Annotated in this window: 22 protein-coding genes; 14 read left to right on the forward strand and 8 right to left on the reverse strand. The window is 74.2% G+C overall.

The features are described from left to right. Positions 1 to 72: 72 nt before the first annotated feature. Positions 73 to 846 (forward strand): IclR family transcriptional regulator, encoded by a 774-nt coding sequence (locus IF73_RS0105510; protein ID WP_031004040.1) that lies wholly within the window; start codon positions 73 to 75, stop codon positions 844 to 846. 139 nt (positions 847 to 985) lie between these two features. Here the strand turns inward: IF73_RS0105510 and IF73_RS0105515 are convergent, their stop codons facing one another. After that, a complete protein-coding gene (locus tag IF73_RS0105515) occupies positions 986 to 2,242 on the reverse strand; it encodes an ROK family protein (protein ID WP_031004041.1) in 1,257 nt (418 codons plus the stop codon). 196 nt (positions 2,243 to 2,438) lie between these two features. Here IF73_RS0105515 and IF73_RS0105520 point away from each other — a divergent pair, with 196 nt between their 5' ends. From IF73_RS0105520 to dgoD, 5 genes are read left to right on the forward strand one after another with little or no spacing between them, the layout of a single operon-like run. Then, positions 2,439 to 3,347, forward strand: a complete 909-nt coding sequence (locus IF73_RS0105520; protein WP_031004043.1) for an SMP-30/gluconolactonase/LRE family protein — start codon at positions 2,439 to 2,441, stop codon at positions 3,345 to 3,347. A 20-nt stretch (positions 3,348 to 3,367) separates the two neighbouring features. Continuing rightward, a complete protein-coding gene (locus tag IF73_RS0105525; protein ID WP_031004045.1) occupies positions 3,368 to 4,009 on the forward strand; it encodes a bifunctional 4-hydroxy-2-oxoglutarate aldolase/2-dehydro-3-deoxy-phosphogluconate aldolase in 642 nt (213 codons plus the stop codon). Beyond that, positions 4,006 to 4,989 carry a sugar kinase gene (locus IF73_RS0105530; protein WP_051716555.1) on the forward strand — a complete coding sequence of 328 codons (984 nt, stop codon included), beginning with the start codon at positions 4,006 to 4,008 and terminating at the stop codon, positions 4,987 to 4,989. Before IF73_RS0105525 ends, IF73_RS0105530 begins: the two co-directional genes overlap by 4 nt. A 25-nt stretch (positions 4,990 to 5,014) precedes the next feature. Then, entirely contained in the window at positions 5,015 to 5,767 is a 753-nt protein-coding gene (locus IF73_RS0105535; RefSeq protein WP_031004049.1) for an SDR family NAD(P)-dependent oxidoreductase, read from the forward strand. 60 nt (positions 5,768 to 5,827) lie between these two features. Beyond that, entirely contained in the window at positions 5,828 to 6,973 is a 1,146-nt protein-coding gene (dgoD, locus tag IF73_RS0105540) for a galactonate dehydratase (protein WP_031004051.1), read from the forward strand. A gap of 58 nt (positions 6,974 to 7,031) precedes the next feature. Here dgoD and IF73_RS0105545 read toward each other — a convergent pair whose 3' ends face one another. Then, positions 7,032 to 8,612 carry a glycoside hydrolase family 53 protein gene (locus tag IF73_RS0105545; RefSeq protein ID WP_031004052.1) on the reverse strand — a complete coding sequence of 527 codons (1,581 nt, stop codon included), beginning with the start codon at positions 8,610 to 8,612 and terminating at the stop codon, positions 7,032 to 7,034. Positions 8,613 to 8,865: 253 nt separating this feature from the next. After that, complete coding sequence (locus IF73_RS0105550; protein WP_031004055.1) at positions 8,866 to 10,887, reverse strand: beta-galactosidase; 2,022 nt, start codon at positions 10,885 to 10,887, stop codon at positions 8,866 to 8,868. A 218-nt stretch (positions 10,888 to 11,105) separates the two neighbouring features. On the opposite strand from IF73_RS0105550, the gene IF73_RS0105555 reads away from it, so the two are divergent. From IF73_RS0105555 to IF73_RS0105580, 6 genes are all read left to right on the forward strand, one after another. Next, positions 11,106 to 12,425: an ABC transporter substrate-binding protein gene (locus IF73_RS0105555; protein WP_031004057.1), complete on the forward strand. Its 1,320-nt coding sequence runs from the start codon at positions 11,106 to 11,108 to the stop codon at positions 12,423 to 12,425. Next, on the forward strand, positions 12,422 to 13,354 hold the full coding sequence (locus IF73_RS0105560) for a carbohydrate ABC transporter permease (RefSeq protein WP_031004059.1): 933 nt from the start codon (positions 12,422 to 12,424) through the stop codon (positions 13,352 to 13,354). The genes IF73_RS0105555 and IF73_RS0105560 overlap by 4 nt, the downstream gene beginning before the upstream one ends. Continuing rightward, positions 13,351 to 14,265 (forward strand): carbohydrate ABC transporter permease, encoded by a 915-nt coding sequence (locus IF73_RS0105565; protein WP_031004062.1) that lies wholly within the window; start codon positions 13,351 to 13,353, stop codon positions 14,263 to 14,265. Before IF73_RS0105560 ends, IF73_RS0105565 begins: the two co-directional genes overlap by 4 nt. A gap of 29 nt (positions 14,266 to 14,294) precedes the next feature. After that, positions 14,295 to 15,320, forward strand: a complete 1,026-nt coding sequence (locus IF73_RS0105570; RefSeq protein WP_031004064.1) for a LacI family DNA-binding transcriptional regulator — start codon at positions 14,295 to 14,297, stop codon at positions 15,318 to 15,320. A 156-nt stretch (positions 15,321 to 15,476) separates the two neighbouring features. Further along, positions 15,477 to 15,797, forward strand: coding sequence for an L-rhamnose mutarotase (locus IF73_RS0105575; protein ID WP_031004066.1), 321 nt, complete (start codon positions 15,477 to 15,479; stop codon positions 15,795 to 15,797). Between the two features lie 170 nt (positions 15,798 to 15,967). Beyond that, entirely contained in the window at positions 15,968 to 16,969 is a 1,002-nt protein-coding gene (locus IF73_RS0105580) for a LacI family DNA-binding transcriptional regulator (protein WP_031004068.1), read from the forward strand. A gap of 24 nt (positions 16,970 to 16,993) precedes the next feature. On the opposite strand, the gene xylA is transcribed toward IF73_RS0105580, so the two are convergent. Beyond that, positions 16,994 to 18,166 carry a xylose isomerase gene (gene xylA / locus IF73_RS0105585; RefSeq protein ID WP_031004069.1) on the reverse strand — a complete coding sequence of 391 codons (1,173 nt, stop codon included), beginning with the start codon at positions 18,164 to 18,166 and terminating at the stop codon, positions 16,994 to 16,996. 123 nt (positions 18,167 to 18,289) lie between these two features. On the opposite strand from xylA, the gene xylB reads away from it, so the two are divergent. Beyond that, positions 18,290 to 19,768 carry a xylulokinase gene (xylB, locus tag IF73_RS0105590; RefSeq protein ID WP_031004071.1) on the forward strand — a complete coding sequence of 493 codons (1,479 nt, stop codon included), beginning with the start codon at positions 18,290 to 18,292 and terminating at the stop codon, positions 19,766 to 19,768. A gap of 110 nt (positions 19,769 to 19,878) precedes the next feature. On the opposite strand, the gene IF73_RS0105595 is transcribed toward xylB, so the two are convergent. The 4 genes from IF73_RS0105595 to IF73_RS0105610 are packed head-to-tail and all read right to left on the reverse strand — an operon-like array spanning position 19,879 to position 22,311. Next, positions 19,879 to 20,079, reverse strand: coding sequence for a hypothetical protein (locus IF73_RS0105595; protein ID WP_158821924.1), 201 nt, complete (start codon positions 20,077 to 20,079; stop codon positions 19,879 to 19,881). Positions 20,080 to 20,120: 41 nt separating this feature from the next. Then, positions 20,121 to 20,762: a phosphoribosylanthranilate isomerase gene (locus IF73_RS0105600; RefSeq protein ID WP_031004075.1), complete on the reverse strand. Its 642-nt coding sequence runs from the start codon at positions 20,760 to 20,762 to the stop codon at positions 20,121 to 20,123. A 38-nt stretch (positions 20,763 to 20,800) separates the two neighbouring features. Beyond that, positions 20,801 to 21,745 carry a ketopantoate reductase family protein gene (locus IF73_RS0105605; protein ID WP_031004077.1) on the reverse strand — a complete coding sequence of 315 codons (945 nt, stop codon included), beginning with the start codon at positions 21,743 to 21,745 and terminating at the stop codon, positions 20,801 to 20,803. Continuing rightward, complete coding sequence (locus IF73_RS0105610; RefSeq protein WP_031004079.1) at positions 21,742 to 22,311, reverse strand: winged helix-turn-helix transcriptional regulator; 570 nt, start codon at positions 22,309 to 22,311, stop codon at positions 21,742 to 21,744. The genes IF73_RS0105605 and IF73_RS0105610 overlap by 4 nt, the downstream gene beginning before the upstream one ends. A 151-nt stretch (positions 22,312 to 22,462) precedes the next feature. Between IF73_RS0105610 and IF73_RS0105615 the strand changes: the two genes are divergently transcribed. Continuing rightward, a complete protein-coding gene (locus IF73_RS0105615) occupies positions 22,463 to 23,659 on the forward strand; it encodes an ROK family transcriptional regulator (protein WP_031004081.1) in 1,197 nt (398 codons plus the stop codon). Positions 23,660 to 23,770: the final 111 nt, after the last annotated feature.

The following is a 23,770-nucleotide window of genomic DNA, read 5'->3' on the forward strand; positions in this document are numbered from 1 at the left end:
CGGGGCTAGTCTCTGTCCGCGATTTCGGTCGTGGTACGGCATATCGAACAGCGTGAGGGTGAGGTGGGGGGCATGGGACGACTCGTACCCGCAGTGACCAGGGCATTCGACATTCTGGAGCTCTTCCTCCAGGGCGACGGTACGCTCTCCGCCCCCGAGATCACCCGCCGGCTCCAGCTGCCCCGCACCACCACCCACGAGCTGGTCTCCACGCTCGCCGCCCGCAACTACCTCGTCCCGGTGCCGGAACAGCCCGGCCGCTACCGGCTCGGGGTGCGCACGTACCAGCTCGGCAGCCGGTACGCCGAACAGCTCGACCTGGCCGCGGAGGGCCGTGAGGTCGCCCGCGAGATCGCCGACACCTGCGGCGAGACCGTCCATGTCGCGCTCCTGGAGGACGCCGACGTCATCTACGTCGCCAAGGTGGACTCCACCCACGCCGTCCGCATGGTGTCGGCGGCCGGCCGGCGGCTCCCCGCCCACTGCACGGCGGTCGGCAAGATGCTGCTCGCCATGCTCCCGGCCGACGAGCTCGACGAACTCCTCGACGGGCGCGAGCTGACCGCTATGACGCCGCAGAGCATCACCGACCCGGACGTGCTGCGGGCCGCGCTGGCCGAGATCGCCATCCTCGGCGTCGCCGTCGAGCAGCGCGAGTCCAACCCGGACGTCTCCTGCGTGGCGGCGCCGGTCCGCGACCGCTCGGGGCGGGTGGTCGCCGCGCTCTCCGTCTCCGTCCCGGTCATCCGCTGGAACGAGGCCCGCGAGAACGAACTGACCGAACTCGCCGTGCGCGGCGCCGGCGAACTCTCCGCCCGCCTCGGCCACCGCGGCCCGGTCCGCTGACGCCACGCCCCCGATCACCGCGGCCCGGTCCGGCGCGCTCGCACGCCCGGGCTCGCGCCGGGCCGCGGAGGCCGCGTCCCGGCCCGCAGCCCCCGGCCCCACTCCGGGCCGTGCGGCCCGGTCCGCCCCGTCGGTCCGGTCACGCACCGGTGGCTCCGCCGCCCTTCGCGGCCTTGCGCATGCGGCTGACCGGGCCGAAGACCTCCCGGTCGTCGAGGAAGCCCTCCAGGGCGAAGGTCGCCGCGCCGCGCGTCACCGCGTTGTGCGGGACGGCGCTGCGCCGGAGGGTCGCCGCCCGGTGCGGCAGGGCCAGCGCGTGCCGGCCGACCGCCTCGTACACGGCCGGGAGCAGCCGCTCCCCGAGCAGGTCCACGACCTGGTTGCCGACCACCACGACCTGCGGGTTGACCAGGTTCACCAGGTTGGCGACGGCGGCGCCGAGATAGCGCGCGGTGCGGTCGACGGCCGTCAGGGCCGCCGGCTCCCGCGCGTCCACCGCGCGGGCCAGCGCCGCGACCGTCGCCGCGTCGTCCGGGCCGCCCGCCCGCTCGTCGTCCGGGGCGAGTTCGCGCCAGGTCTCGGCGATCCCGCGCAGCGACACGTACGCCTCCACGCAGCCCCGGTTGCCGCAGGTGCACAGCCGCCCGTCGAGGGCGAGGCAGGTGTGGCCCCACTCGCCCGCGCTGTTGGTGAAACCCCGGTACAGCTGCCCGCCGACCGCGATGCCCGCGCCGACGCCGGCCCGGAGCGTCAGCACCACCAGGTCGTCCACCTCGCGGCCCGCGCCGAACCACATCTCCGCGACCGTGCTGGCCCGCAGCGGGTTGTCCAGCCACAACGGCAGCCCGAGCCGCTCGTCGAGCAGCGCCCGCAGCGGCACCTCGTGCCAGGACCAGTACGGCGAGAAGGACGACACCCCGCCCTCGCGCTCGACCATGCCCGGCACGCTCACCCCCGCGCCGAGGACCCGCGACCGGTCGGTCCCGGAGACGGCGAGCAGTTCCTCCACGGCCCCGGCGAGGGTGTCGACCACGTCGGCCGGCCGTACGTCCCCCGGCGGCAGCGGCCGCTCGACGGAGTGCCGGACCGTCAGGGCCAGGTCGAACAGCTCCGCGTGGACCGAGGTCTCGGCGATGTCGACGCCGATCAGCGCCCCCCGCACGGCGTTCACGGCCAGCCGGGCGCGCGGCCGTCCGCCGCCCGACTCCTCGTGGCCGGCCTCGACGAGGACGCCGGCCTCCAGGAGTTCGGCGGTGAGGTTGGCGACCGTGGCGAAGGAGAGCCCCGTGGCGGCGGCGATGTCCTGCCGGCTCATCGCGCCCGGGCCCGCGTAGACCCGGCGCAGCACCTCGAAGCGGTTGAGGCGGCGAATGTCCTGCGAGGTGCGCCTGATCATCTCTGCTGCCTCCGTCGGCGGGCGGTGCGCGTCATCTCTGCCGCCTCCGTCGGCGGGCGGTGCGCGGTCGTCGACCAGGATCTTATTCGAAGGGTTGGAAGAAGAGCGCTCCGGCGTATTTACAACCGTTAGACGAACCCGTAGTTTTTCTCTCGCCACCCCGGCACCCCTCTGCCGCCACCCAGGAGGACAAGCGATGCTCCAGCTCAGCGCCGTGCCCTGCGCCCCCGCACCCGGCCGCCTGCCCGAAGGGCCCGTCTGGGACACCGCCCGGCAGGAACTCCTCTGGGTGGACATCACCGAGGGCCTGGTCCACCGTGCCGCCCTCACCCGCGAGGACGGCCGCACCGACCTGGTGCCGACCGCCGCCCTCCGCTTCGACAGCCCCGTGGGCGCGGCCGTCCCCTGCGCCTCCGGGGCCCTCCTCGCCGCCACCGGCACCGCCTTCGTCCGCCTGGAGCACGGCCGGCCCCCGGCCGAGGCCGTCGTGCTCGCCGCACCCGACCTCCCCGGTGACGGCGTGCCCCGCCGCATGAACGACGCCTCCGTCGACCCCGCGGGCCGCCTCCTCGGCGGCACCATGGCCTTCGACGAACGGCCCGGCGGCGGCGCCCTCTACCGCCTCGACGCCGGCCGGCTCACCACCCTCGTCGAGCCCGTCTCCATCTCCAACGGCCTCGGCTGGAGCCCCGACGGCACCCTCCTCTACTACGCCGACAGCCCCACCCGCCGCGTCGACGTCTTCGACTACGACCCCGCCACCGGCGCCCTCTCCGGCCGCCGCCCCTTCGCCGTCCTCGACCGCGGCTACCCCGACGGCCTCACCGTCGACGCCGAGGGCAACGTCTGGGTCGCCGTCTGGGGCGGCGGCGAAGTCCTCGCGTTCACCCCCGGCGGCGTCCTCCACGCGCGCGTGGCCCTGCCCGCCTCGCACGTCACCAGCTGCGCCTTCGCGGGACCCGACCTCGACGTCCTCGTCATCACCACCGCCACCCACAGCCTCCCCGAGGGCCGCCGCCGCGCCGAACCCGACGCCGGCCGCCTCTTCGTCTGCCGCCCGGGCGTCACGGGCCTGCCCGCCACCCCCTACGCGGACCACCACTGACCCACCTTCAGGAACCCACCATGACCAGCCCGTACGAGGGGCTGCGCGCCGCCCTGGCCGCCGCCCCCGTCATCGCCATCCTCCGCTCCACCTCCGCCGCCCGCTTCGCCGAGGTCACCGACACCCTCCTCGCCTCCGGCGTCCGCGCCGCCGAGTTCACCCTCACCACCCCCGGCGTGCTCGACGCGCTCCGCGAGTACGCCGCCGACGCCCCGCCCGGGCTCGCCCTCGGCGCCGGCACCGTCACCACCCCGGCCGAGGCCCAGGCCGCCGTCGAGGCCGGCGCCACCTACCTCATCACCCCCACCACCTGCACCGACGTCATCGCCGAGGCCGTCCGCCTCGACGTACCGGTGCTGCCGGGGGCGTACACCCCGACCGAGATCCTCACCGCCTGGCGGGCCGGCGCGACCATGGTCAAGCTCTTCCCCGCCGCCACCGGCGGCCTCGACCACCTCAAGGCCGTCCGTGCCCCGCTCCCCGACGTGCCGCTCGTCCCCACCGGCGGCATCTCCGCCGCCGACGCCCCGGCCTACCTCGCCGCCGGCGCCACCGCCCTCGGCGTCGGCGGCCCGCTCCTCGGCGACGCCTGCGAGGGCGGCTCCCTCACGGCCCTGACCGAGCGGGCGGCGGCCTTCCTCGACGGGATACGGCTCCGATGACGCACCCCGCACGCGCGCGTGGACCCGTCGCCGCCCCCGCACCGGCCCTGGTGACCCTCGGCGAGGCCATGGCCGTCGCCGCCGCCACCACCCCCGGACCGTTCGCCGCCGGTGCCCCGATGCGGCTCGGCTGGGCCGGCGCCGAGGCCACCGTCGCCGTCGGCGTCAGCAGGCTCGGCCACGCCGCCGCCTGGACCGGCCGGGTCGGCGACGACGCCGCCGGCGCGATGATCCTCGCCGGACTGCGCGCCGAGGGCGTCGACGTCACCGGCGCCCGCACCGACCCCGACGCCCCCACCGGGCTGATGCTCCGCGAGCGCAGGACCGCCGACCGGCTCCGCGTCTCCTACTACCGGGCCGGCCTCGCCGGCTCCCGGCTCGCCCCCGCCGACCTCGACGAGGACCGGATCACCGGCGCCCGGATCCTCCACGTCACCGGCATCACCCCGGCGCTGAGCGCCACCGCCCGCGCCGCCGTCGAGCACGCGGTGACCCTCGCCCGGGCCGCCGGCGTCACCGTCTCCCTCGACGTCAACCACCGCGAGCGCCTGTGGAGCCGCGCCGAGGCCGCCGAGGTGCTCGGCCGCCTCCTCCCGTACACCGACCTGGTCTTCGCCGGTCCCGAGGAGGCCACCCTCTTCGTCCCCGACGGCGAACCCGAGGAGATGGCCCGCGCCCTCACCCGGCTCGGCCCCGCCGAGGCCGTCCTCAAGCTCGGCCCCGACGGCGCCCTCACCGTCACCGGCGGCGCGGCCCACATCCGGCCCGCCGTCCCCGTCACCGCCGTCGACCCCGTCGGCGCCGGCGACGCCTTCGTCTCCGGCTACCTCGCCGCCCTCCTGGACGGCTCCCCGGTGCCCGAACGCCTCCGGCTCGCCGCCCTCTGCGGAGCCTTCGCCGTCTCCGTCCCCGGCGACTGGGAGGGCATCCCGCACCGCACCGAACTCGGCCTGCTGGCCGCCCAGGACATCACCCGCTGACCCGCTGTCCCAGAAAGCCCCTCCCATGAACCGTTTCTCCGGGCAGACCGCCGTCGTCACCGGCGCCGCCTCCGGAATCGGCGCGGCCAGCGCCGCCCGGCTCGCCCGCGAAGGCGCCGCCGTCGTCGTCGCCGACATCGCCGCGGACGCCGGCGAGGCCGTCGCCGCCCGCATCCGCGAGGAGGGCGGCCGCGCCGCCTACATCCGCTGCGACGTCTCCTCCGAAGCCGACTGGGCCGCGCTGCGCGCGGAGACCCACGACCGCTTCGGCCCCGTCTCCATCCTCCACAGCAACGCCTTCACCCACACCCCGGCCGCCGCCCACGAACTCCCCGTCGACTCCTGGGACCGCGAACTCGCCGTCAACCTGCGCGCCCTCTACCTCGCCGCCCGCACCTTCCTCGACGACCTGCGCGCCGAGGGCGGCAGCCTGGTCGCCACCTCCAGCGTCCACGCCGACTTCGGCCTCCCCGGCTACCCCGCCTACGCGGCCTCCAAGGGCGGCATGTGCGCCCTGATCCGCCAGTTCGCCGTCGAGTACGGCCCCGACGTGCGCTTCAACTCCGTGCTGCCCGGCCCGATCCTCACCGACGTCTGGAACGACGTCGACGAGGAGGGCCGCCGCCTCTCCGCCGACGCCACCGCCCTCGCCCGCCTCGGGCGCCCCGAGGAGGTCGCGTCCGCCGTCGCCTTCCTCGCCTCGGCCGACGCCGCCTACATCACCGGCACCAACCTCGTCGTCGACGGCGGCTGGACCGTCAAGAAGGACTCCAAGTGAAGGACCACGTGAAGGACCACGTGAAGGACCACGTGAAGGACCACCAGTGAAGGACCACCAGTGAAGATCACCTCTCTGAAGACCTACCTCGTCGCCCCCCGCTGGTGCTTCCTGCGGATCGACACCGACGAGGGGATCACCGGCTGGGGCGAACCCGTCGTCGAGGGCCGCGCCCATACCGTCGCCGCCGCCGTCGACGAACTCTCCGACTACCTGATCGGGCAGGACCCGATGCGGATCGAGGACCACTGGCAGGTCCTCACCAAGGGCGGCTTCTACCGGGGCGGCCCCGTCCTCTCCAGCGCCGTCGCCGGCATCGACCAGGCCCTGTGGGACATCAAGGGAAAGGCCCTCGGCGTCCCCGTCTGGGAACTCCTCGGCGGCCACGTCCGCGACCGCGTCCGCGTCTACAGCTGGATCGGCGGCGACCGCCCCGACGAGGTGGCGAGCGAGGCCCTGGCCCGCAAGGCCGAGGGCTTCACCGCCGTCAAGATGAACGCCTCCGCCCAGCTGCGGCTCATCGACACCCCGGCCGCCACCCAGGCCATCGTCGACCGGGTCGCCTCCCTCCGCGAGGCCGTCGGCGACGCGTTCGACATCGCCGTCGACTTCCACGGCCGCCTCACCCTCCCCATGGCCCGCCGGGTCCTGCCGCTCCTGGAGCCGTACCTGCCCCTCTTCGTGGAGGAGCCGGTCGTCCCCGAGCTGAGCGACCACATCGGCGAGGTCGTCCGCTCCACCTCGATCCCCATCGCCACCGGCGAACGCCTCTACTCCCGCTGGGACTTCAAGAAGGTCCTCGGCCAGGGCATCGCCGTCGCCCAGCCGGACCTCTCGCACGCCGGCGGCATCTCCGAGACCCGCCGGATCGCCGCCATGGCGGAGGCGTACGACGTCTCCCTCGCCCCGCACTGCCCCCTCGGCCCCATCGCGCTCGCCTCCTGCCTCCAGGTCGGATTCGCCACCCCCAACCTGCTCATCCAGGAGCAGAGCCTCGGCATCCACTACAACACCGGCTCCGACCTCCTCGACTACCTGGTGGACCCCTCGGTCTTCCGGTACGAGGACGGGCACGTGGCCCTGCCCACCGCGCCCGGCCTCGGCATCGAGGTCGACGCGAAGGCCGTGGAACGGGCCGCCGAGACCGGCCACCGCTGGCGCAACCCGGTCTGGCGCCGCGACGACGGTTCGCCGGCGGAGTGGTAGCACACGGACGAAGGGCCGGACTCCGTCGAGGAGTCCGGCCCTTCAGGACGGGTCGGGTCTACCGGTGGGCGAACCAGCCCGCCGCCGGCAGCAGCCTGTTGTCGTAGCCGAACAGGGCCTGGTTCTCCCAGGCGTTGCCCGACGACGGGTCCGTCGGGTCCCAGCCGTTGCCGGTCACCGCCGTCCAGGCCGGCTCCCAGTAGACGACGCCGAGGCCGCGACCGCCCGGGACGGCCTCCACCACGTTCATCACGTCACGCAGCCACGCCGACTGGCCCGCCGAGGAGGCCGGGTAGCCGGAGACCAGCTCCGAGGACAGGTCGATGATGTTCTCGTGCGCGTCCTTGCTGTCCAGCCGGAAGGGGTACGCCGTCTCCGCGACCATCACCTTCTTGCCGTAACGGGCCGAGATGTCGTCCAGGTTGGCCTGGAGCGAGGACAGCGCCCCGTGCCAGTAGCCGTAGAACGACAGCGCGATCACGTCGTAACTCACGCCCTGCGCCCTGGCGTTGTCGAACCAGTTCCGGTACAGCGCGTTGTCGCCGCCGTTGGCGAGGTGCAGCGCGATCTGCGTCGACGACGAGACGGCCTTCGCCGCCGAGATCCCGGAGTTGAGGAGCCCCGCGAGCTGCGTCCAGTTGGACGTCGACCCCTCGGGCCACAGCATGCCGGTGTTGATCTCGTTGCCGATCTGCACCATGTCGGCCGTGGTGCCCTGCGCCTTCAGCGCGTTGAGGACGTCGTACGTGTGGTTGTACACGTCCGTCTTCAGCTGCGCGTACGAGTGCCCGGCCCACGCCGCCGGCTTGGACTGGGCGCCCGGGTCGGCCCAGATGTCCGAGTAGTGGAAGTCGACGAGCAGCTTCATGCCCTGCGCCTTGATGCGCTTCGCGGTGGCGAGGACCTGGGCCTTGGTGTTGTAGCCGTCGGCCGGGTTCACCCACACCTTCAGCCGGCCGTAGTTGGCGCCCGCGCCCTTGAGGAGCGCGACCGGGTCGCCGGTCGTCCCCGAGGCGTTCTTGTACGTGGCGCCGAAGTCCTCGTTCTTCTTCAGCGCGGACAGGTCCACGCCCTTCACGCTGAGCCCGGTGGAGCCCGGGGTGAAGGTCAGGTCGTCCACGTTGAGCCAGTTGCCCGCGTTGGCGTCGGAGTTGATGCTGACGGTGCAGCCGCCGCCGACCACCCGGACCGAGGTCACGACCCGTATCCAGGAGCTGGTGGTCACCGGCAGGTCGGTGCGCTGCTCGGCGGACCCGCAGTTGCGCAGGGCGAGGTACGCGGCGTTCTGGCCGCCGCCGGAACGCACCCAGGCGCTCAGCGTGTACGTGCCGTCGGTGAGCCCGCTGAGGTACTGGTACGTCTCGACCCTGTAGGCGGAGGACGACCAGTGCGACAGCCGGTAGCCGCCGCTGCGGCCGCCCGCCTCGGTGAACGAGGCGGCGTTCTGTCCGGCGGCGGAGTACGTGGACCAGCCCGACGGCGTCGCCGTGCCGGTCCCGTCGGCCTCGAAGCCGGTGTTGGTGAGCGTGCTCGCGGCCACGGCCTGCTGCGCGGGCAGCGGGCCGAGCAACAGCCCCGCGCCGAGCGCGGTGGCGAGAGCGGCGGAACGAAGCCGCAGACGGCCTCTGGTGATACGCATCGCCGATGTCCCTTTCGACGGTGACGGATGGGGGAGTGGTGGTGCGGTGGCGCTGTTCCTCGGGGAGGGGGATCGGGGTGGTACGGCTCACCCGGGGGCGGCGCAGCGGGTGCGGGCCGCCCCCGGGGAGATCGGGGGCCCCGGCCGCGTGACGCGGCCGGGGGAGGAGCGGCGGAGGCGGGAGCGCGGGTGGCGTGCCCCCCCGCCGGCGCGGGCGTCGAGCCGTCAGCCGTCAGCCGTCAGCCCTCAGTCCTCAGCCGTCCAGGCGGACGACCCGGACGCCGCCCGCCGGGACGGTGAGCGTGCCGCTCGCCGCGTCGCCGGTGAGGAGCTCCGTGCCGGGGCCGTCCAGCGGCACCTTCGTCTCCGCCTCCGTGTGGTTGAGCACGAAGACGTAATGGCCGTGGGCGCCGGCCCGGCGGACGACCTCGACGTCGTGCGGGATCCCGGGGCGGCTCGGGATGCCCGCGTCCTCCGCCGCCGCCGCGACGATCGCGTCCAGCGAGGCCGCGTCGAGGCGGGTGGAGACGTACCAGGCGGTGCCCCGGCCCAGCCGGTGCCGGGTGACGGCGGGGCCGCCGGCGGCGGGGCCGTCCGCGTACGTCCAGACGGTCTCGGCGCCGCGCGGCCGGACGAACTCGGTCCACACGTCGCCGGTGAGCGCGGCCCCGCCGGGGCCGGCGAGGCCGACCCGCTGGTGGTCCAGGAGCGGCGACCACTCGTCGACGGTGAGGCCGAGGACGTCCCGCAGGGCGCCCGGGTAGGCGCCGGGGTGGACGGCGTCGTGCTCGTCGACGATGCCGGAGAAGTACGAGACGACGAGGGTGCCGCCGTTCTCGACGTACTCCCGCAGGTTCTGCCCGGCGGCCTCGGTCATCAGGTACAGCGCGGGGACGACGACCAGCGGGTAGGCGGACAGGTCGGCCTCGGGGTGGGCGAAGTCCACCGTGAGGTGCCGGTCGTAGAGGGTCTCGTAGAAGCTGTCGGCGCGCTCGCGGGCGTCGTGCGCCTCGTTCGGCCGCCACTCCAGCTTCTGCGCCCACCAGGACTGCCAGTCCCACAGCATGGCCACGTCCGGGACGGTCCGGCTGCCCCGGACCTCCTCCAGGGCGCCGAGCCCGGCGCCGAGCTCGACGACCTCGCGCCAGATCCGGGTGTCGGTGCCGCCGTGCGGCACCATCGCCGAGTGGAACTTCTCCGCGCCGCGCCGCGACTGCCGCCACTGGAAGAACATGGCGCCCTCGGAGCCGCGGGCGACGTGGGCGAGGGAGTTGCGGGCCATCTCGCCGGGCCGCTTGGCCGGGTTGCGGGGCTGCCAGTTCACGCCCGAGGTGGAGTGCTCCAGGAGCAGCCAGGGCGCGCCGCCGGCGACGGAGCGGGTGAGGTCGGCGGCCATGGCGAGGTTGACGTGGGTGCGCCGGCCGTCGGTGATCAGGTAGTGGTCGTTGGTGACGAGGTCCACCTCGCGGCCCCAGGCCCAGTAGTCGATCGAGTCGCACTGGCTGAGGGCCGTCATGAAGTTGGTGGTGACCGGGACGCCCGGGGACAGCTCGTGCAGGATGTCCCGTTCCGTCCGGAAGTTCTCGCGGATGGTGGCGTCGGCGAAGCGGCGGTAGTCGAGCTGCTGGGCCGGGTTGCCGACGGTGGGGGTGGTGCGGGGCGGCAGGATCTCCTCGTACGTGCCGTACCGCTGGCCCCAGAACGCCGTGCCCCACGCCTCGTTCACGGCCTCCACGGAGCCGTACGTGCCGTCGAGCCAGCGCCGGAAGTGCGCGGCGCAGCCGTCGCAGTAGCAGGCGCTGACGGGGACGCCGTACTCGTTGTGGACGTGCCACAGGGCGAGCGCGGGGTGGCCGGCGTACCGGCGGGCCAGCTCGGTGGTGATCCGGGCGGCGGCCTCGCGGTAGGCGGGGGAGCTGTGGCAGATCGCCCCGCGCGAGCCGTAGGTGTGGCGGACGCCGTCGGCGGTGACCGGCAGCGCCTCGGGGTGCGCGCGGTAGAACCAGGCGGGCGGGGCCACCGTGGGGGTGCCGAGGTCGACCCGGATGCCGTGCGCGTGCAGCAGGTCGAGGACCCGGTCGAGCCAGCCGAAGTCGTACCGGCCTTGCTCGGGCTCCAGGAGCGCCCAGGAGAAGATCCCGACGCTCACCATGGTGACGCCGGCCTCCCGCATCAGCCGTACGTCCTCCTGCCAGACGCTTTCCGGCCATTGTTCGGGGTTGTAGTCCCCGCCGAACGCGAGCCGGGTCAGGCCCTTGGGGGTCGTGGCTGGCATGAGTCTCTCCTGAGCACCTGTGGAACGGAAGGGGGTGTTCGGTTGCCGTAGCTGTGAACGTACACACATCAGATTTCGAAGGGGCAACGCAACATAACCGCACAGGAACAACCATTGACAAGTGTCCGGAACGTTTCTCTACTGTGAACGCTCACAGATGCATGGTCGGCCCCTCCGTCCGATGGAGAGGCCCCTTTCGGTCAGGGAGAACCCAACCCATGCCCCAGATCACGCGCCGCAGCCTCGCCGCCGCCACCGCCGTCCTCCTCGGCGCCACCGCGCTCACCGCCTGTGGATCCTCCGACTCCGGCGACAAGGCGGGCGCCGAGTCCGGCCCCGTCAAGCTCACCTACTGGGCCTGGGCGCCCGGCATGGACAAGGTCGCCGCCCTCTGGAACGCCAAGCACCCCGACATCCAGGTCACGGTGCAGAAGCAGGCGTCCGGCGACGACCTGGTCACCAAGATCATCACGGCGGCGAAGGCGCACAAGGGCCCGGACCTGGTCCAGGCCGAGTACCAGGCCCTGCCGACCCTGGTCAGCAACGACGCCCTCGCCGACATAGCCGGCGAGGTCAAGGGCGTCGAGAAGCAGTTCGCCCCCGGCATCTGGCAGCAGACCACCTTCGGCGGCGACGCCGTCTACGCCCTGCCGCAGGACTCCGGCCCGCTGATGTTCTTCTACCGCGAGGACCTCTTCAAGCAGTACGGCCTCACCGTCCCCACCACCTGGGACGAGTTCGCCGAGACCGCCCGCGCGCTGAAGAAGAAGGACCCGAAGAAGGCCCTCACCACCTTCTCCGCCAACGACTCCGGCCTCTTCGCCGGCCTCGCCCAGCAGGCCGGCGCCACGTGGTGGACCTTCGAGGGCGACGCCTGGAAGGTCGGCATCGACGACGCCGCCACCAAGAAGGTCACCGACTTCTGGGGCGGCCTCGTCCAGGAGGGCGCCATCGACAACCAGCCGATGTACACCCCCGCCTGGAACAACGCCCTCAACACCGGCGAGCAGATCGCCTGGGTCTCCGCCGTCTGGGCCCCCGGCACCCTCGGCACCGCCGCCCCCGCCACCAAGGGCAAGTGGGCCATGGCCCCCCTCCCGCAGTGGAGCAAGGGCGAGAACGCCACCGGCAGCTGGGGCGGCTCCTCCACCGCCGTCACCACCGACTCGAAGCACAAGGCGGCCGCCGCCCGGTTCGCCACCTGGCTGAACACCGACCCCGAGGCGCTGGCGGCCCTCGTCAAGGAGAGCGGCATCTACCCCGCCGCCACCGCCGCCCAGACCAGCGGCGCCCTCTCCAAGGCCCCCGACTACTTCGCGAACCAGCCCGACTTCTACACCAAGGCCGCCGAGATCGCGAAGACCACCGCCCCCGGCGCCTGGGGCCCCAACGTGAACGTCGCCTACACCGCCTTCAAGGACGAGTTCGGCAAGGCGGCCAAGGCCAAGACGAAGACCGCCTTCGACGCCGCCCTCACCAAGCTCCAGGAGACCACGGTCGCCGACCTCGCCAAGCAGGGCTTCGAGGTCGCCAAGTGACACAGCCCCGCAAGGGCGCGCGCCGGTCGTACGGGGTCAAGGCGGCCCCGTACGGCTTCCTCCTGCCCGCCGCCGTCCTCTTCGCCCTCTTCTTCGCCCTGCCCATCGGCTACGCGGTCTGGCTCAGCGTCCACAAGACCCAGATCAAGGGCAACGGCCTCGGCAAGGGCGCCAAGTCCGAGGTCTGGGCCGGGCTGGAGAACTACGCCTCCGCCCTCACCGACTCCGAGTTCCTCGCCAGCGCCCTGCGCGTCCTCGGCTACGGCGCCATCGTCGTCCCCGTGATGCTCGGGCTCGCCCTCTTCTTCGCGCTGCTGCTCGACTCCGAGCGCGTCCGGGGCCGCTCCTTCGCCCGGCTCGCGATCTTCCTCCCGTACGCCGTCCCCGGCGTCATCGCCGCCGTCCTCTGGGGCTTCCTCTACCTCCCCGACGTCAGCCCCCTCCACCACCTCCTGGAGAAGGCCGGCCTCCCGCAGCCCGACCTCATGGACGGCGGCCCGCTCTACCTGGCGATGTCCAACATCGCCGTCTGGGGCGGCACCGGCTTCAACATGATCGTCATCTACACCTCGCTGCGCTCCCTGCCCGCCGAGGTCTTCGAGGCCGCCAAGCTCGACGGCTGCTCCGAGCTCCAGATCGCGCTCCGCATCAAGATCCCGATGGTGGCGCCCTCCCTGGTCCTCACCTTCTTCTTCTCGATCATCGCCACCCTCCAGGTGTTCAACGAGCCCACCACGCTCCGGCCGCTCACCAACGGCATCCCCTCCACCTGGAGCCCCCTGATGAAGGTCTTCAACGACGCGTTCACCGGCGGCAACATCTACGCGGCCTCCGCCACGGCCGTCGTCCTCGCCCTGGCCACCTTCGTGCTCTCCTTCGCCCTCCTCAGGATCTCCAACCGCCGCACCACGCAAGGAGCCAGCCGATGACCGGGCTCGCCTCCCCGACGCTCCGCAAGGCGGCCCCCGCCGCCGGCGCCACCCCCGGCGTCCCGCAGGGCCCCCCGCGCCCCCGCCGCACCGCGCTGCTGCCCACCGCCGCGCTCGTCCTGGGCGCCGTCTACTGCCTGCTGCCGGTCGCCTGGGTCGTCGTCGCCGCCACCAAGGCCGACGACGAGCTCTTCTCCACCTTCAGCTTCCTCCCGGGCAGCGGCTTCGGCGACAACCTCACCGAGCTCACCGCCTACCGCGACGGCATCTACTGGCGCTGGATGGGCAATTCCGTCCTCTACGCGGGCCTCGGCGCCGTCCTGTCGACGGTGGTCTCCGCCTTCGCCGGCTACGCCCTCGCCGTCTACCGCTTCCGCGGCCGCGAGCTCTTCTTCAACGTCATGCTCACCGGCGTCCTCATGCCCCCGGTCATCCTCGCCATCCCGCAGTACCTGCTCATGGCCGAGGCCGATCTGACGGACAGTCATGTCTCCGTGCTGCTGCCGCTGATCCTCTCCCCGTACGGCGTCTACCTCGGCCGCATCTACGCCGAGGCCGCCATCCCGACGGAACTCGTCGAGGCGGGCCGCATGGACGGGGCGGGCGAGTGGCGGATCTTCACCCGGATCGCCGTCCCGATGCTCGCCCCCGGCCTGGTGACGATCTTCCTCTTCCAGTTCGTCGCCATCTGGAACAACTTCCTGCTGCCGTTCATCATGCTCGGCGACGACGAGAAGTTCCCCATGACCGTCGGCCTGTTCACCCTCCTCAAGCAGGGCGCCAGCCAGCCCGCCCTCTACACCCTCGTCATCACCGGCGCGCTGCTCGCCATCGTCCCGCTGATCGCCCTCTTCCTCGTCATCCAGCGGTTCTGGAGCCTCGACCTGCTGTCGGGCGCCGTAAAGTCCTGAGCACAGGGGAACGAGGGGAAACACACAGCATGAGCACAGCAGCGAGCAGGCGCCGCCCGGCCACCATCCACGACGTGGCCCGCGAGGCGGGCGTCTCGCGCGGCACCGTCTCCCGTGTCCTCAACGGCGGCCACTACGTCAGCCCGGCGGCGAAGGCGGCCGTCGACGCCGCGATCCGAAGAACGGGCTACGTCGTCAACCGGCACGCCCGCTCGCTGATCACCGGCAAGTCCGACTCCGTCGCCTTCCTCCTGACCGAGCCGCAGGAGCGGTTCTTCGAGGACCCCAACTTCAACGTCCTCCTGCGCGCCTGCACCCAGGCGCTCGCCGACCGCGACATCCCGCTGATCCTGATGATCGCCGGCACCGAGGACGAACGCCGCCGCAACCTCCGCTACATCGAGGCCGGCCACGTCGACGGCGTCCTCCTCGTCTCCAGCCACTCCGGCGACCCCGTCGTGGCCCGGCTGCACGAGGCCGGCGTGCCCGTCGTCGCCTGCGGCAAGCCGCTCGGCCAGACCACCCGCATCGGGTACGTCGCCGCCGACGACCGCGACGGCGCCCGCGAGATGGTCCGGCACCTGTACGCCACCGGGCGGCGCCGGATCGCCACGGTCACCGGCCCGCTCGACACCCCCGGCGGCGTCGAGCGGCTCGCCGGCTACCGCGAGACGCTCGCCGAGTGCGGGCTCCCCGCCGACGAGGACCTGATCGTCACCGGCGACTACAGCCGCGCCAGCGGCGCCGAGGCCGCCCGCACCCTGCTGGAGCGGGCCCCCCACACCGACGCCGTGTTCGTCGCCTCCGACCTGATGGCCCAGGGCGTCCTCGACGCCCTGGCCCGGGCCGGCAAGCGGGTCCCCGAGGACATCGCCGTCGGCGGCTTCGACGACTCCCCGGCCGCGCACGACGCCCAGCCGCCGCTGACCACCATCCGGCAGCCCTGGGACCGGATCAGCGCCGAGATGGTGCGCACCCTCCTCGCCCGGATAGCGGGCGAGGACCCGGCGACCGTCATCCTCCCCACGGAACTGGTGATCCGGGACTCCGCCTGAGGGCGCCCCGTCCCGCCGCACCGGCCCCGGACCCGGGACCACGTCCCGGCTCCGGGGCCGACGCGTGTCCCCGGGTGGTCCGGACGGAGACACGGACCCCTTCCGGCGCTACGATGAATCGATTCATTCGAGTGTCCGGACACCGAGGAGCCGTCTGTGCAGAGGGTCTGCTTCCTGCTGAAGGTCCGCGCCGAGCGCGCGGAGGAGTACCGGGCGCGCCACGCCGAGGTCTGGCAGGAGATGCGCGACGCGCTCACCGCCACCGGCTGGCGCAACTACTCGCTCTTCCTGCGCGACGACGGCCTCCTCGTCGGCTATCTGGAGACCGAGGACTTCGAGCGGGCGAAGGCCGCCATGGAGGGCACCGAGGTGAACGCCCGCTGGCAGGCCGAGATGGCCGGCTTCTTCGAGGAGCTGGACGGCCGCCGGCCGGACGAGGCGATGCGGCCCCTCACCGAGGTCTTCCACCTCGCGTGAACGGTCCGCATAGGATGCGACAGGTGGCGGCGACCCCGGGCGTGCGGGGCGGGCAGGACGGACGGCCAGGTGGAATGCGGGTGGAACGGGTGACGGGCACCGCGCGGACCGTCGGGGAGTCCGGCGGCGGCAGCGGCGCGGACCGCGGCGCCGGCGGCCGTACCGTCGGGATCAAGGACGTGGCCCGGGAGGCCGGCGTCTCCGTCGGCACCGTCTCCAACGTGATCAACCAGCCGGAGCGGGTCTCCCCGGCCACCCTCGAACACGTCCGCCGGGTCATCGACCGGCTCGGCTACGTGCGCAGCGAGTCCGCCCGCCAGCTCCGGGCCGGCCGCAGCCGGATCATGGCGCTGCTCGTCCTCGACATGGGCAACCCCTTCTTCGTCGACATCGCCCGCGGCGCCGAACGCACCGCCCGCGCCGCCGGACTGGGCGTCATGGTCTGCAACAGCGACCAGAACCCCGGCGACGAGGCCGACTACCTCTCGCTCTTCGCCGAGCAGCGGGTGCGCGGCGTCCTGGTCACCCCCGCCGACCCCAGCGGCGCCAACCTCCGTGACTTCCGCCGCCACGGCATCCCGTACGTCCTGGTCGACCGGGTCGGCGGGGACGGCGGCGGCTGCTCGGTCTCCGTCGACGACGTCGTCGGCGGCTCCCTCGCCATCCGCCACCTCGCCGCCGCCGGCCACCGCTCCTTCGCGTACGTCAGCGGCCCCGACCGCCTCCAGCAGGTGCGGGACCGCCGCGAGGGCGCGCTGCTGGCGCTCGCCGAGGCCGGACTGCCCGCCGCGGCCCTCCGCGAGATCCCGGCGGACCGGCTCGACGTGGCCTCGGGCCGGGACGCCGGCTCCCGGCTGCTCGGCCTCGCCGACCGCCCCACCGCCGTCTTCTGCGCCAACGACCTGCTGGCCCTCGGCGTCCTCCAGGCGCTGTACGCGGCGGGGGTGCGGGTCCCGGAGGAGATGGCGATCGTCGGCTACGACGACATCGAGTTCGCGGCGGCCGCCACCGTCCCGCTCACCTCCGTGCGCCAGCCGGCCCTGACCCTGGGGGCCCGGGCCGCCGAACTGCTCCTGGAGGAGACCGGCGAGGCGGCGGCCGACCACCGGCACCAGCAGGTGGTGCTCCAGCCGGAGCTGGTCGTCCGCCGCTCCAGCCTCACCCCCCGCTGACGCTGCCGCGGGGGGCGGCCGGGCTCAGCGCCGCACGCCGAGCAGGTGCTCCAGGGCCAGCTGGTCCAGCCGCTCGAAGGCCATCGAGCGCGCCGCGGCCGCGTCCGCGTCGAAGGTCTCGTACGCGGTCGGGTCGGCCAGCAGCTCGGCCAGGCCCTCGGCGGCGGTGGGCACCGCCAGCTCGGGGAGCCGGGACGCGGCGAGGGCCTCGACGACCTCCGGGTCGGCGCGGAACTCCGCCGCCCGCTCCTTGAGGATCAGGTAGTTCCGCATGCAGTTCTTCGCCGACTCCCAGACGCCGTCGAAGCCGTCCGTGCGCACCGGCTTGAAGTCGAAGTGGCGCGGGCCCGTGTAGCCGGCCGACTCCAGCAGGTCCACCAGCCAGAACGCCTGGCGCAGGTCGCCGGCGCCGAACCGGAAGTCCTGGTCGTACTTGATGCCGGACTGGCCGTTGAGGTCGATGTGGAACAGCTTGCCCGCCCACAGCGCCTGCGCGATGCCGTGCGGGAAGTTCAGCCCGGCCATCTGCTCGTGGCCCGTCTCCGGGTTGACGCCCACCAGCTCGGGGCGCTCCAGGCGCTCGATGAAGGCGAGGGCGTGGCCGATGGTGGGCAGCAGGATGTCGCCGCGCGGCTCGTTCGGCTTCGGCTCGATCGCGAACCGCAGGTCGTACCCCTGCTCGGTGACGTACTGGCCGAGGAGGTCGAACGCCTCCTTCATCCGGTCCAGGGCGACCCGCACGTCCTTCGCCGCACCGGACTCGGCGCCCTCGCGGCCGCCCCAGGCGACGTACACCCGCGCGCCGAGCTCGACGGCGAGGTCGATGTTGCGGATCGTCTTGCGCAGGGCGAAGCGGCGGACGTCCCGGTCGTTGGCGGTGAAGGCGCCGTCCTTGAAGACCGGGTGGGCGAAGAGGTTGGTGGTGGCCATGGGGACCTGGAGGCCGGTGCGGTCGAGGGCGTCCCGGAACCGCTTCACGACGGCCTCGCGCTCCGCCTCCGGCGCGCCGAAGGGGATGAGGTCGTCGTCGTGGAAGGTGACGCCGTACGCCCCGAGCCCGGCCAGCCGCTCGACCGTCTCGACCGGGTCGAGGGCCGGGCGGGTCGCCTCGCCGAAGGGGTCGCGGCCCTGCCAGCCGACGGTCCAGAGGCCGAAGGTGAAACGGTCCTCGGGGGTGGGGGAGAAACGCTCGGTCATGGTGGGTTCCTTCTCCTGGTGACCTGGCGGGAGGATTTGTTTTCTGAGATAACTAATACGCCACCGACGCCCGGCGGCGCCAGACCCCATGAGCCACCCAGATGAGAGAAGAGAGGTGAGGGCGTGCCCGTCAGCCGCTCCGTCGTGATCGGCGTGGACAGCTCCACGCAGTCCACGAAGGCCGTCGCCGTCGACACCGCCACCGGCGAGGTCCTCGGCCTCGGCCGCGCCCCGCACACCGTCACCGGCACCGGCGGCGCCCGCGAGAGCGACCCCGATCAGTGGTGGACCGCCCTGGTCACCGCCGTCCGCGCGGCCGTACGCGAAGCGGGTCTCGCCCCGGAGGCCGTCACCGCACTCGCCGTGGCCGGCCAGCAGCACGGCCTCGTCGCGCTCGGCGCCGACCACCGGCCGCTGCGCCCCGCCCTGCTCTGGAACGACACCCGCTCCGCCCCGCAGGCCGCCGCCCTCACCGACCGCCTCGGCGGCCCGAAGGCATGGCTCGACCGCACCGGCTCGGTCCCCGTCGCCTCCATGACCGCCGCCAAGTGGCAGTGGCTCCGCGAGCACGAACCGCACCACGCCGAGGCCGCCGCGGCCGTCCGCCTCCCGCACGACCTCCTCACGGAACGCCTCTCGGGCGAAGCCCTCACCGACCCCGGCGACGCCTCCGGCACGTGCTGGTACTCCACCGCCGACGGCGCCTACGACCCCGCCCTCCTCGACCTGCTCGGCCTGGACCCCGCGCTGCTGCCGACGGTCGCCCCGACCGGCGCCTCCCGCGCGGGCACCCTCACCGCGGCCGCCGCCGAGGCCCTCGGCCTGCCCCGTACGGTCACGGTCGCCGCCGGCACCGGCGACAACATGGCCGCCGCCGTCGGCCTCGGCCTCGGCTCCGCCGGCCTCCTTGACCACCCCGTGGTCAGCCTCGGCACCTCCGGCACCGTCTACGCCGCCACCCGCACCCGCCCCGCCGACCCGGCCCTCGCGGGTTTCGCCGCCACCGACGGCACGTACCTGCCTCTGGGCTGCACCCTCAACTGCACGCTCGCCGTCGACCGGTTCGCCGCGCTGCTCGGCCTCGACCGCGAGGACGCCCTGCCCGGCGGCGAGACGGTCGTCCTGCCGTACCTGGACGGCGAGCGCACCCCCGACCTCCCGGCCGCCTCCGGACTCGTCACCGGCCTGCGCCACACCACCGACCCGCGCGCGGTCCTCGGCGCCGCCTACGAGGGCGCCGCCTTCACCCTCCTCCGCGCCCTCGACGGCCTCCTCACCGCCTGCGGCCTCGACCCCGCCGACCCCGCCGTACGCGACCGCCCGCTCCGCCTCATCGGCGGCGGCGCCCGCGGCCGCACCTGGACGGAGACCGTCCGCCGCCTCTCCGGCCGCCCCCTCGTGCTCCCCGCCGCCACCGAACTCGTCGCCCTCGGCGCGGCCGCCCTCGCCGCCGGCGCCGCCACCGGCGAGGACCCGGTCACCCTCGCGACCGCCTGGGGCACGGGAGCGGGCGAGACCCTCCCGGCCGTCGCCCGCGACGAGGAGACGTGGGGGCGCGTCGAGGGGGTGCTGGGGGCGGCGACGCCGGGGCTGCTGTCCTGAGGGCGGGCGCGGTCGGATCCAGGGTCCGGGATGGTGGATCCCGGACATCGGATCCCGGACATTGGGTCCGGGATGTTGGATCCGGGATCCACCGCGCCCCGGGGCGCCGCCTAACCCTCCTCGGGGGCCTTCTCGCCCTGCTGCCCGTCCTCGGCCTTCCCGGCGTCCCGGCGCCTGTCCGGGCGATCGGCCTCCGCCGCGGCGAACTCCGCCGCCGCCGAGTAGGTCTCCGGAATCGTGAGCAGGGAGGCCACGCCACGCGCCGCCACACCGGCCGCCCTGACCACGGCCTCCGCCAGTTCCTCCACCATCACGGGTCCCCTCGTTCTCGGTAGTGCGTCGTGCTTCACCCCTACTGACGTGCGGAGACGTCCGAGGGTTGAGCGGGCGGCGCGGCCTTCGCCGCCGCGACGAAGGCGCGGACGAGGTCGTGGTCCTTCACGCCGGGGGTCGACTCGACGCCGCTGGAGACGTCGACGCCCCACGGGCGGGCGGTGGCGATGGCCTCGGCGACGTTCCCGGGGGCGAGGCCGCCGGCCAGGAGCCAATGGCCCTCGGGGCGGGCCGTGTCCAGGAGCGAGAGGTCCCAGCGTGAACCGGATCCCGCCTTGGGGGAGTCGAGCAGTAGGATCTCCTCGCCCAGCGCGCCCACCCGGGTGTCGGGCCCGTCGGCGAGCGCGGTCGCCCGCCACAGGTGCGGGAAGACCGCGGCGGCGGCCTCGAACTCGGCGCGGCCGTAGGCCCGTCCGTGCAGCTGGAGCGCGTCGAAGCCGAGGTCGGCGGCGATCCGGGCGGCCTCGGCGGCCGGGGTGTCGTTGACGACGAGCACCGACACCACGCCGTCCGGGACGTGCGCGACGAGCCCCGGCACCCGCTCCCGGTCGAGGCCCCGGACACTGGTCCCGCTGATCACCAGGCCGACCGCGTCCGAGCCCGCCTCGGCGGCCACGTCGATGTCGGCGGTCGTGGCGAGTCCGCACACCTTGACGAACACTCTGTCGCTCCTCTGCTCCCGTCCCGGCGCCGCCGAGCCTACTGACCGCTTCCGGCGGCGTCGATCCGCCGCTGGTGCACCCGCAGGTGGAGGGTGGCCAGGTCGAGCAGCGGGGTCGGCACGCCGAGGGCGCGGGCCCGCGCGGTCAGGTCCCCGAAGAGGTGCTCGACCTCGGTGGCCCTGCCCGCCGTCAGGTCCCGGTAGAGCGAGGGCACCATGGGCGAACCCGGCGCCGAGACCACCGCCAGCGTCGCCGCCCGCTCCTCCTCCGGCACCGGGTGCCCGGCCGCCGCGGCGACCGCCGCCGCCTCCGCGAGCACCGCGGGACCCAGCTCCGGGCCGCCGGGGGCGTCGTACACCTCGCCGACCGTGCCCCGCATCAGGCTGGTCACCGCGCCGAAGGTGGTGATGAAGACCCACTTGTGCCACATCGCGGTGACGATCGACGCGGGCACGGGCGCGTCGATCCCGGCGTCCTCCAGGACCGTACGGATCTCCTTCACCCGCGGCGAGACCGCGCCGTCCCGCTCGCCGAGGGCGAGGTGCGCCAGCGGCGCGAGGCGCCGGATCGCACCGGTGTCGTCGAGCGCCGTGACCACCTTCGCGACCCCGCCGAGGACGGCTCCGGCGCCGAACCGGGCCTCCAGCGCGTCGAGGTGGGCCAGGCCGTTGAGCAGCGGCAGCACCGCCGTCCCCGGTCCGACGAACGGGCCCAGGTCCGCCAGGGCCGCGTCGAGGGCGGTCGCCTTCACGCCGAGCAGGACGAGGTCGTACGGGCCTCCCGACGGCGCCTCGCCGGCCGTGACGAGCCGGGGCGCGTCCAGCACCCACTCCTCGTCCCGGCCCACCACCCGCAGCCCGCCCGCGCGCAGCGCCGCCGCGCGCCCGGGGCGGACCAGGAAGGTGACGTCCTGCCCGGAGCGGGCCAGCATCGTGCCGAAGTAGCCACCGGTGGCACCGGCGCCGACGACGAGGATCTTCATGGGGTTCCCTTCGTGGTGCGCCGGACCGGCGCCGTGGTGAGCAGCGGGGTGAGCAGCCGGTGCGGGCGGGCCAGGGCCGCCGTGACCGGGTCGGCGTCGTCGCCGGGCGGGGCGAGCCCGGGTCCCGGGGCGACCAGCAGGTCGCCGGGCGGGACGGCGGCGCCGCAGCCGGAGCAGTGCCCGTCGGGGCCGACCCGGGCCCCGTCGGCGTGGTGCAGGAAGAGGCGGCGCGGCCCGCCGCCGGGCGGCGGCGCGTGCTCCTCGCCCCAGTCGGTGAGCGCCCGGACGGCCGGCCACAGCCCGAGGCCCTTGGCGGTGACGACGTACACCTCGCGGCGGCCGCCGCCCGGGTCGGGGCGGCGGTCCAGGACGCCGGCGGCGGTGAGCCCGGCCAGCCGGTCGGTGAGCACCGCCCGGGGCAGCGACAGGTGCGCGGCGAACTCGCCGAACCTGCGCACTCCGTAGAAGGCGTCCCGCAGGATCAGCAGCGTCCAGCGCTCGCCGACGACCTCCATCGCGCGGGCGAGGGAGCAGGTCTGGCCGCGGTAGTCGCGCGGAAGGGTCATGGCGGGCAGCGTAGCCGAAAGAGTTCGGTCACTGAACTCTTTTCCCGTGCGGGGTGCCGGTTCCCCGTGCGGGGGCGCCGGCCGGCTTCCCGGGGAGGTGCCGGGAGGCGTTTCTGTTCGAGTGAAAGGGGCGACTAGGCTCACGCTCACCATGAACCAGCCCACGGAACCCAAGGCCGACAAGTCGGGCGTGCGCCGGCACAACCTGAGCCTCGTCCTCAGGACCGTCCACGACGCCGGCGAGACCACCCGGGCCGCCGTCGCCGCCCGCGTCGGGCTCACCCGGCCCGCCGTCTCCTCCCTCGTGGAACAGCTCCTCGACCTCGGGTTCCTGGTCGAGTCCGGCAAGACCTTCAGCGGCCAGGCGGGCCGCCCCGGCACCGTCCTCAAGCCGGCCGGGACCGGCCCCGCCGCCCTCGGCGTCGAGATCAACGTCGCCTACGTCTCCGTCTGCCTGGTGGACCTCACCGGCGCCGACCGGATCCGCCGCACCGTCCGGGTCGACAACCGCGCCGACGCCCCCGAGGTCCTCGCCCGCGCCGCCGGCGTCGCCGCCGAGGTGCTCGCCGAGGCCGAGGCCCTCGGCCTGAGCCCGGCCGGCGCCGCCCTCGCCCTGCCCGGCCTGGTCTCCGGCGGCACCGTCCGCCAGGCCCCCAACCTCGGCTGGCACGACACCCCCGCCGAGCGACTCTTCGGCGACTCCCTCGCCGCCCTCCGCCCCGGCGCCCACGGACTCCCGGTCGCCTCCGACAACGAGGCCAACATGGCGGCCCTCGCCGAACTCCGCTTCGGCGCCGCCGGCACGCCCCGCACCTTCCTCCACCTCACCGGCGAGACCGGCGTCGGCGGCGCCGTCGTCGTCCACGGCGAACTCCTGCGCGGCGCCCACGGCTTCGCCGGCGAGATCGGGCACCTCGTCGTCGACGCCGAGGGGCCCCGCTGCCGCTGCGGCTCCCGCGGCTGTCTGGAGCAGTACGCGGGGCAGGCGGCGCTGCTGGGCGCGGCGGGCGCCGACGACGTCGACGACCTCGCCGCCCGCGCCGAGCGCGCCGACCCGCGGACCCTCGCCGCCCTCGCCGAGGCCGGACGGATGCTCGGCCGCGCCCTCTCCGGCGCGGTCAACCTCCTCGACCCCGAGGCCGTCGTCCTCGGCGGCATCTACCCCCGGCTGATGCCCTGGCTGGCCCCGGCCGTCACCGCCGAGCTCGCCGAACGGGTCGTCTCCGGCCTCTGGCCCGCCGACGCCCCGCGCGTGCGCGCCGCCTCCCCGGCCACCGACGCGGCCCGGGGCGCCGCCGCCCTCGTCCTCCACGACATCCTCGCCGACCCGCTCGCCCACACCCGCTGACGGCGGACCGCCGGGCGGAGAGGAACGGGCGGAGAAGAACGGGCGGATGAGGACGGGCGGATGAGGGCGGGCGGAGGGCGGCGGGCGGAAACGGGCGAGCGGCCGCCGTCG

Source organism: Streptomyces sp. NRRL F-5727, from assembly GCF_000719555.1.
GTDB lineage: Bacteria > Actinomycetota > Actinomycetes > Streptomycetales > Streptomycetaceae > Streptomyces.

Excerpts from the sequence above, each read along its gene's own strand:
- IF73_RS0105510 (WP_031004040.1), top strand. The coding sequence starts at position 73 with ATGGGACGACTCGTACCCGCAGTGACCAGGGCATTCGACATTCTGGAG.
- IF73_RS0105515 (WP_031004041.1), bottom strand. The coding sequence starts at position 2,242 with ATGATCAGGCGCACCTCGCAGGACATTCGCCGCCTCAACCGCTTCGAG.
- IF73_RS0105520 (WP_031004043.1), top strand. The coding sequence starts at position 2,439 with ATGCTCCAGCTCAGCGCCGTGCCCTGCGCCCCCGCACCCGGCCGCCTG.
- IF73_RS0105525 (WP_031004045.1), top strand. The coding sequence starts at position 3,368 with ATGACCAGCCCGTACGAGGGGCTGCGCGCCGCCCTGGCCGCCGCCCCC.
- IF73_RS0105530 (WP_051716555.1), top strand. The coding sequence starts at position 4,006 with ATGACGCACCCCGCACGCGCGCGTGGACCCGTCGCCGCCCCCGCACCG.
- IF73_RS0105535 (WP_031004049.1), top strand. The coding sequence starts at position 5,015 with ATGAACCGTTTCTCCGGGCAGACCGCCGTCGTCACCGGCGCCGCCTCC.
- IF73_RS0105545 (WP_031004052.1), bottom strand. The coding sequence starts at position 8,612 with ATGCGTATCACCAGAGGCCGTCTGCGGCTTCGTTCCGCCGCTCTCGCC.
- IF73_RS0105550 (WP_031004055.1), bottom strand. The coding sequence starts at position 10,887 with ATGCCAGCCACGACCCCCAAGGGCCTGACCCGGCTCGCGTTCGGCGGG.
- IF73_RS0105555 (WP_031004057.1), top strand. The coding sequence starts at position 11,106 with ATGCCCCAGATCACGCGCCGCAGCCTCGCCGCCGCCACCGCCGTCCTC.
- IF73_RS0105565 (WP_031004062.1), top strand. The coding sequence starts at position 13,351 with ATGACCGGGCTCGCCTCCCCGACGCTCCGCAAGGCGGCCCCCGCCGCC.
- IF73_RS0105570 (WP_031004064.1), top strand. The coding sequence starts at position 14,295 with ATGAGCACAGCAGCGAGCAGGCGCCGCCCGGCCACCATCCACGACGTG.
- xylA (WP_031004069.1), bottom strand. The coding sequence starts at position 18,166 with ATGACCGAGCGTTTCTCCCCCACCCCCGAGGACCGTTTCACCTTCGGC.
- IF73_RS0105595 (WP_158821924.1), bottom strand. The coding sequence starts at position 20,079 with ATGGTGGAGGAACTGGCGGAGGCCGTGGTCAGGGCGGCCGGTGTGGCG.
- IF73_RS0105605 (WP_031004077.1), bottom strand. The coding sequence starts at position 21,745 with ATGAAGATCCTCGTCGTCGGCGCCGGTGCCACCGGTGGCTACTTCGGC.
- IF73_RS0105610 (WP_031004079.1), bottom strand. The coding sequence starts at position 22,311 with ATGACCCTTCCGCGCGACTACCGCGGCCAGACCTGCTCCCTCGCCCGC.
- IF73_RS0105615 (WP_031004081.1), top strand. The coding sequence starts at position 22,463 with ATGAACCAGCCCACGGAACCCAAGGCCGACAAGTCGGGCGTGCGCCGG.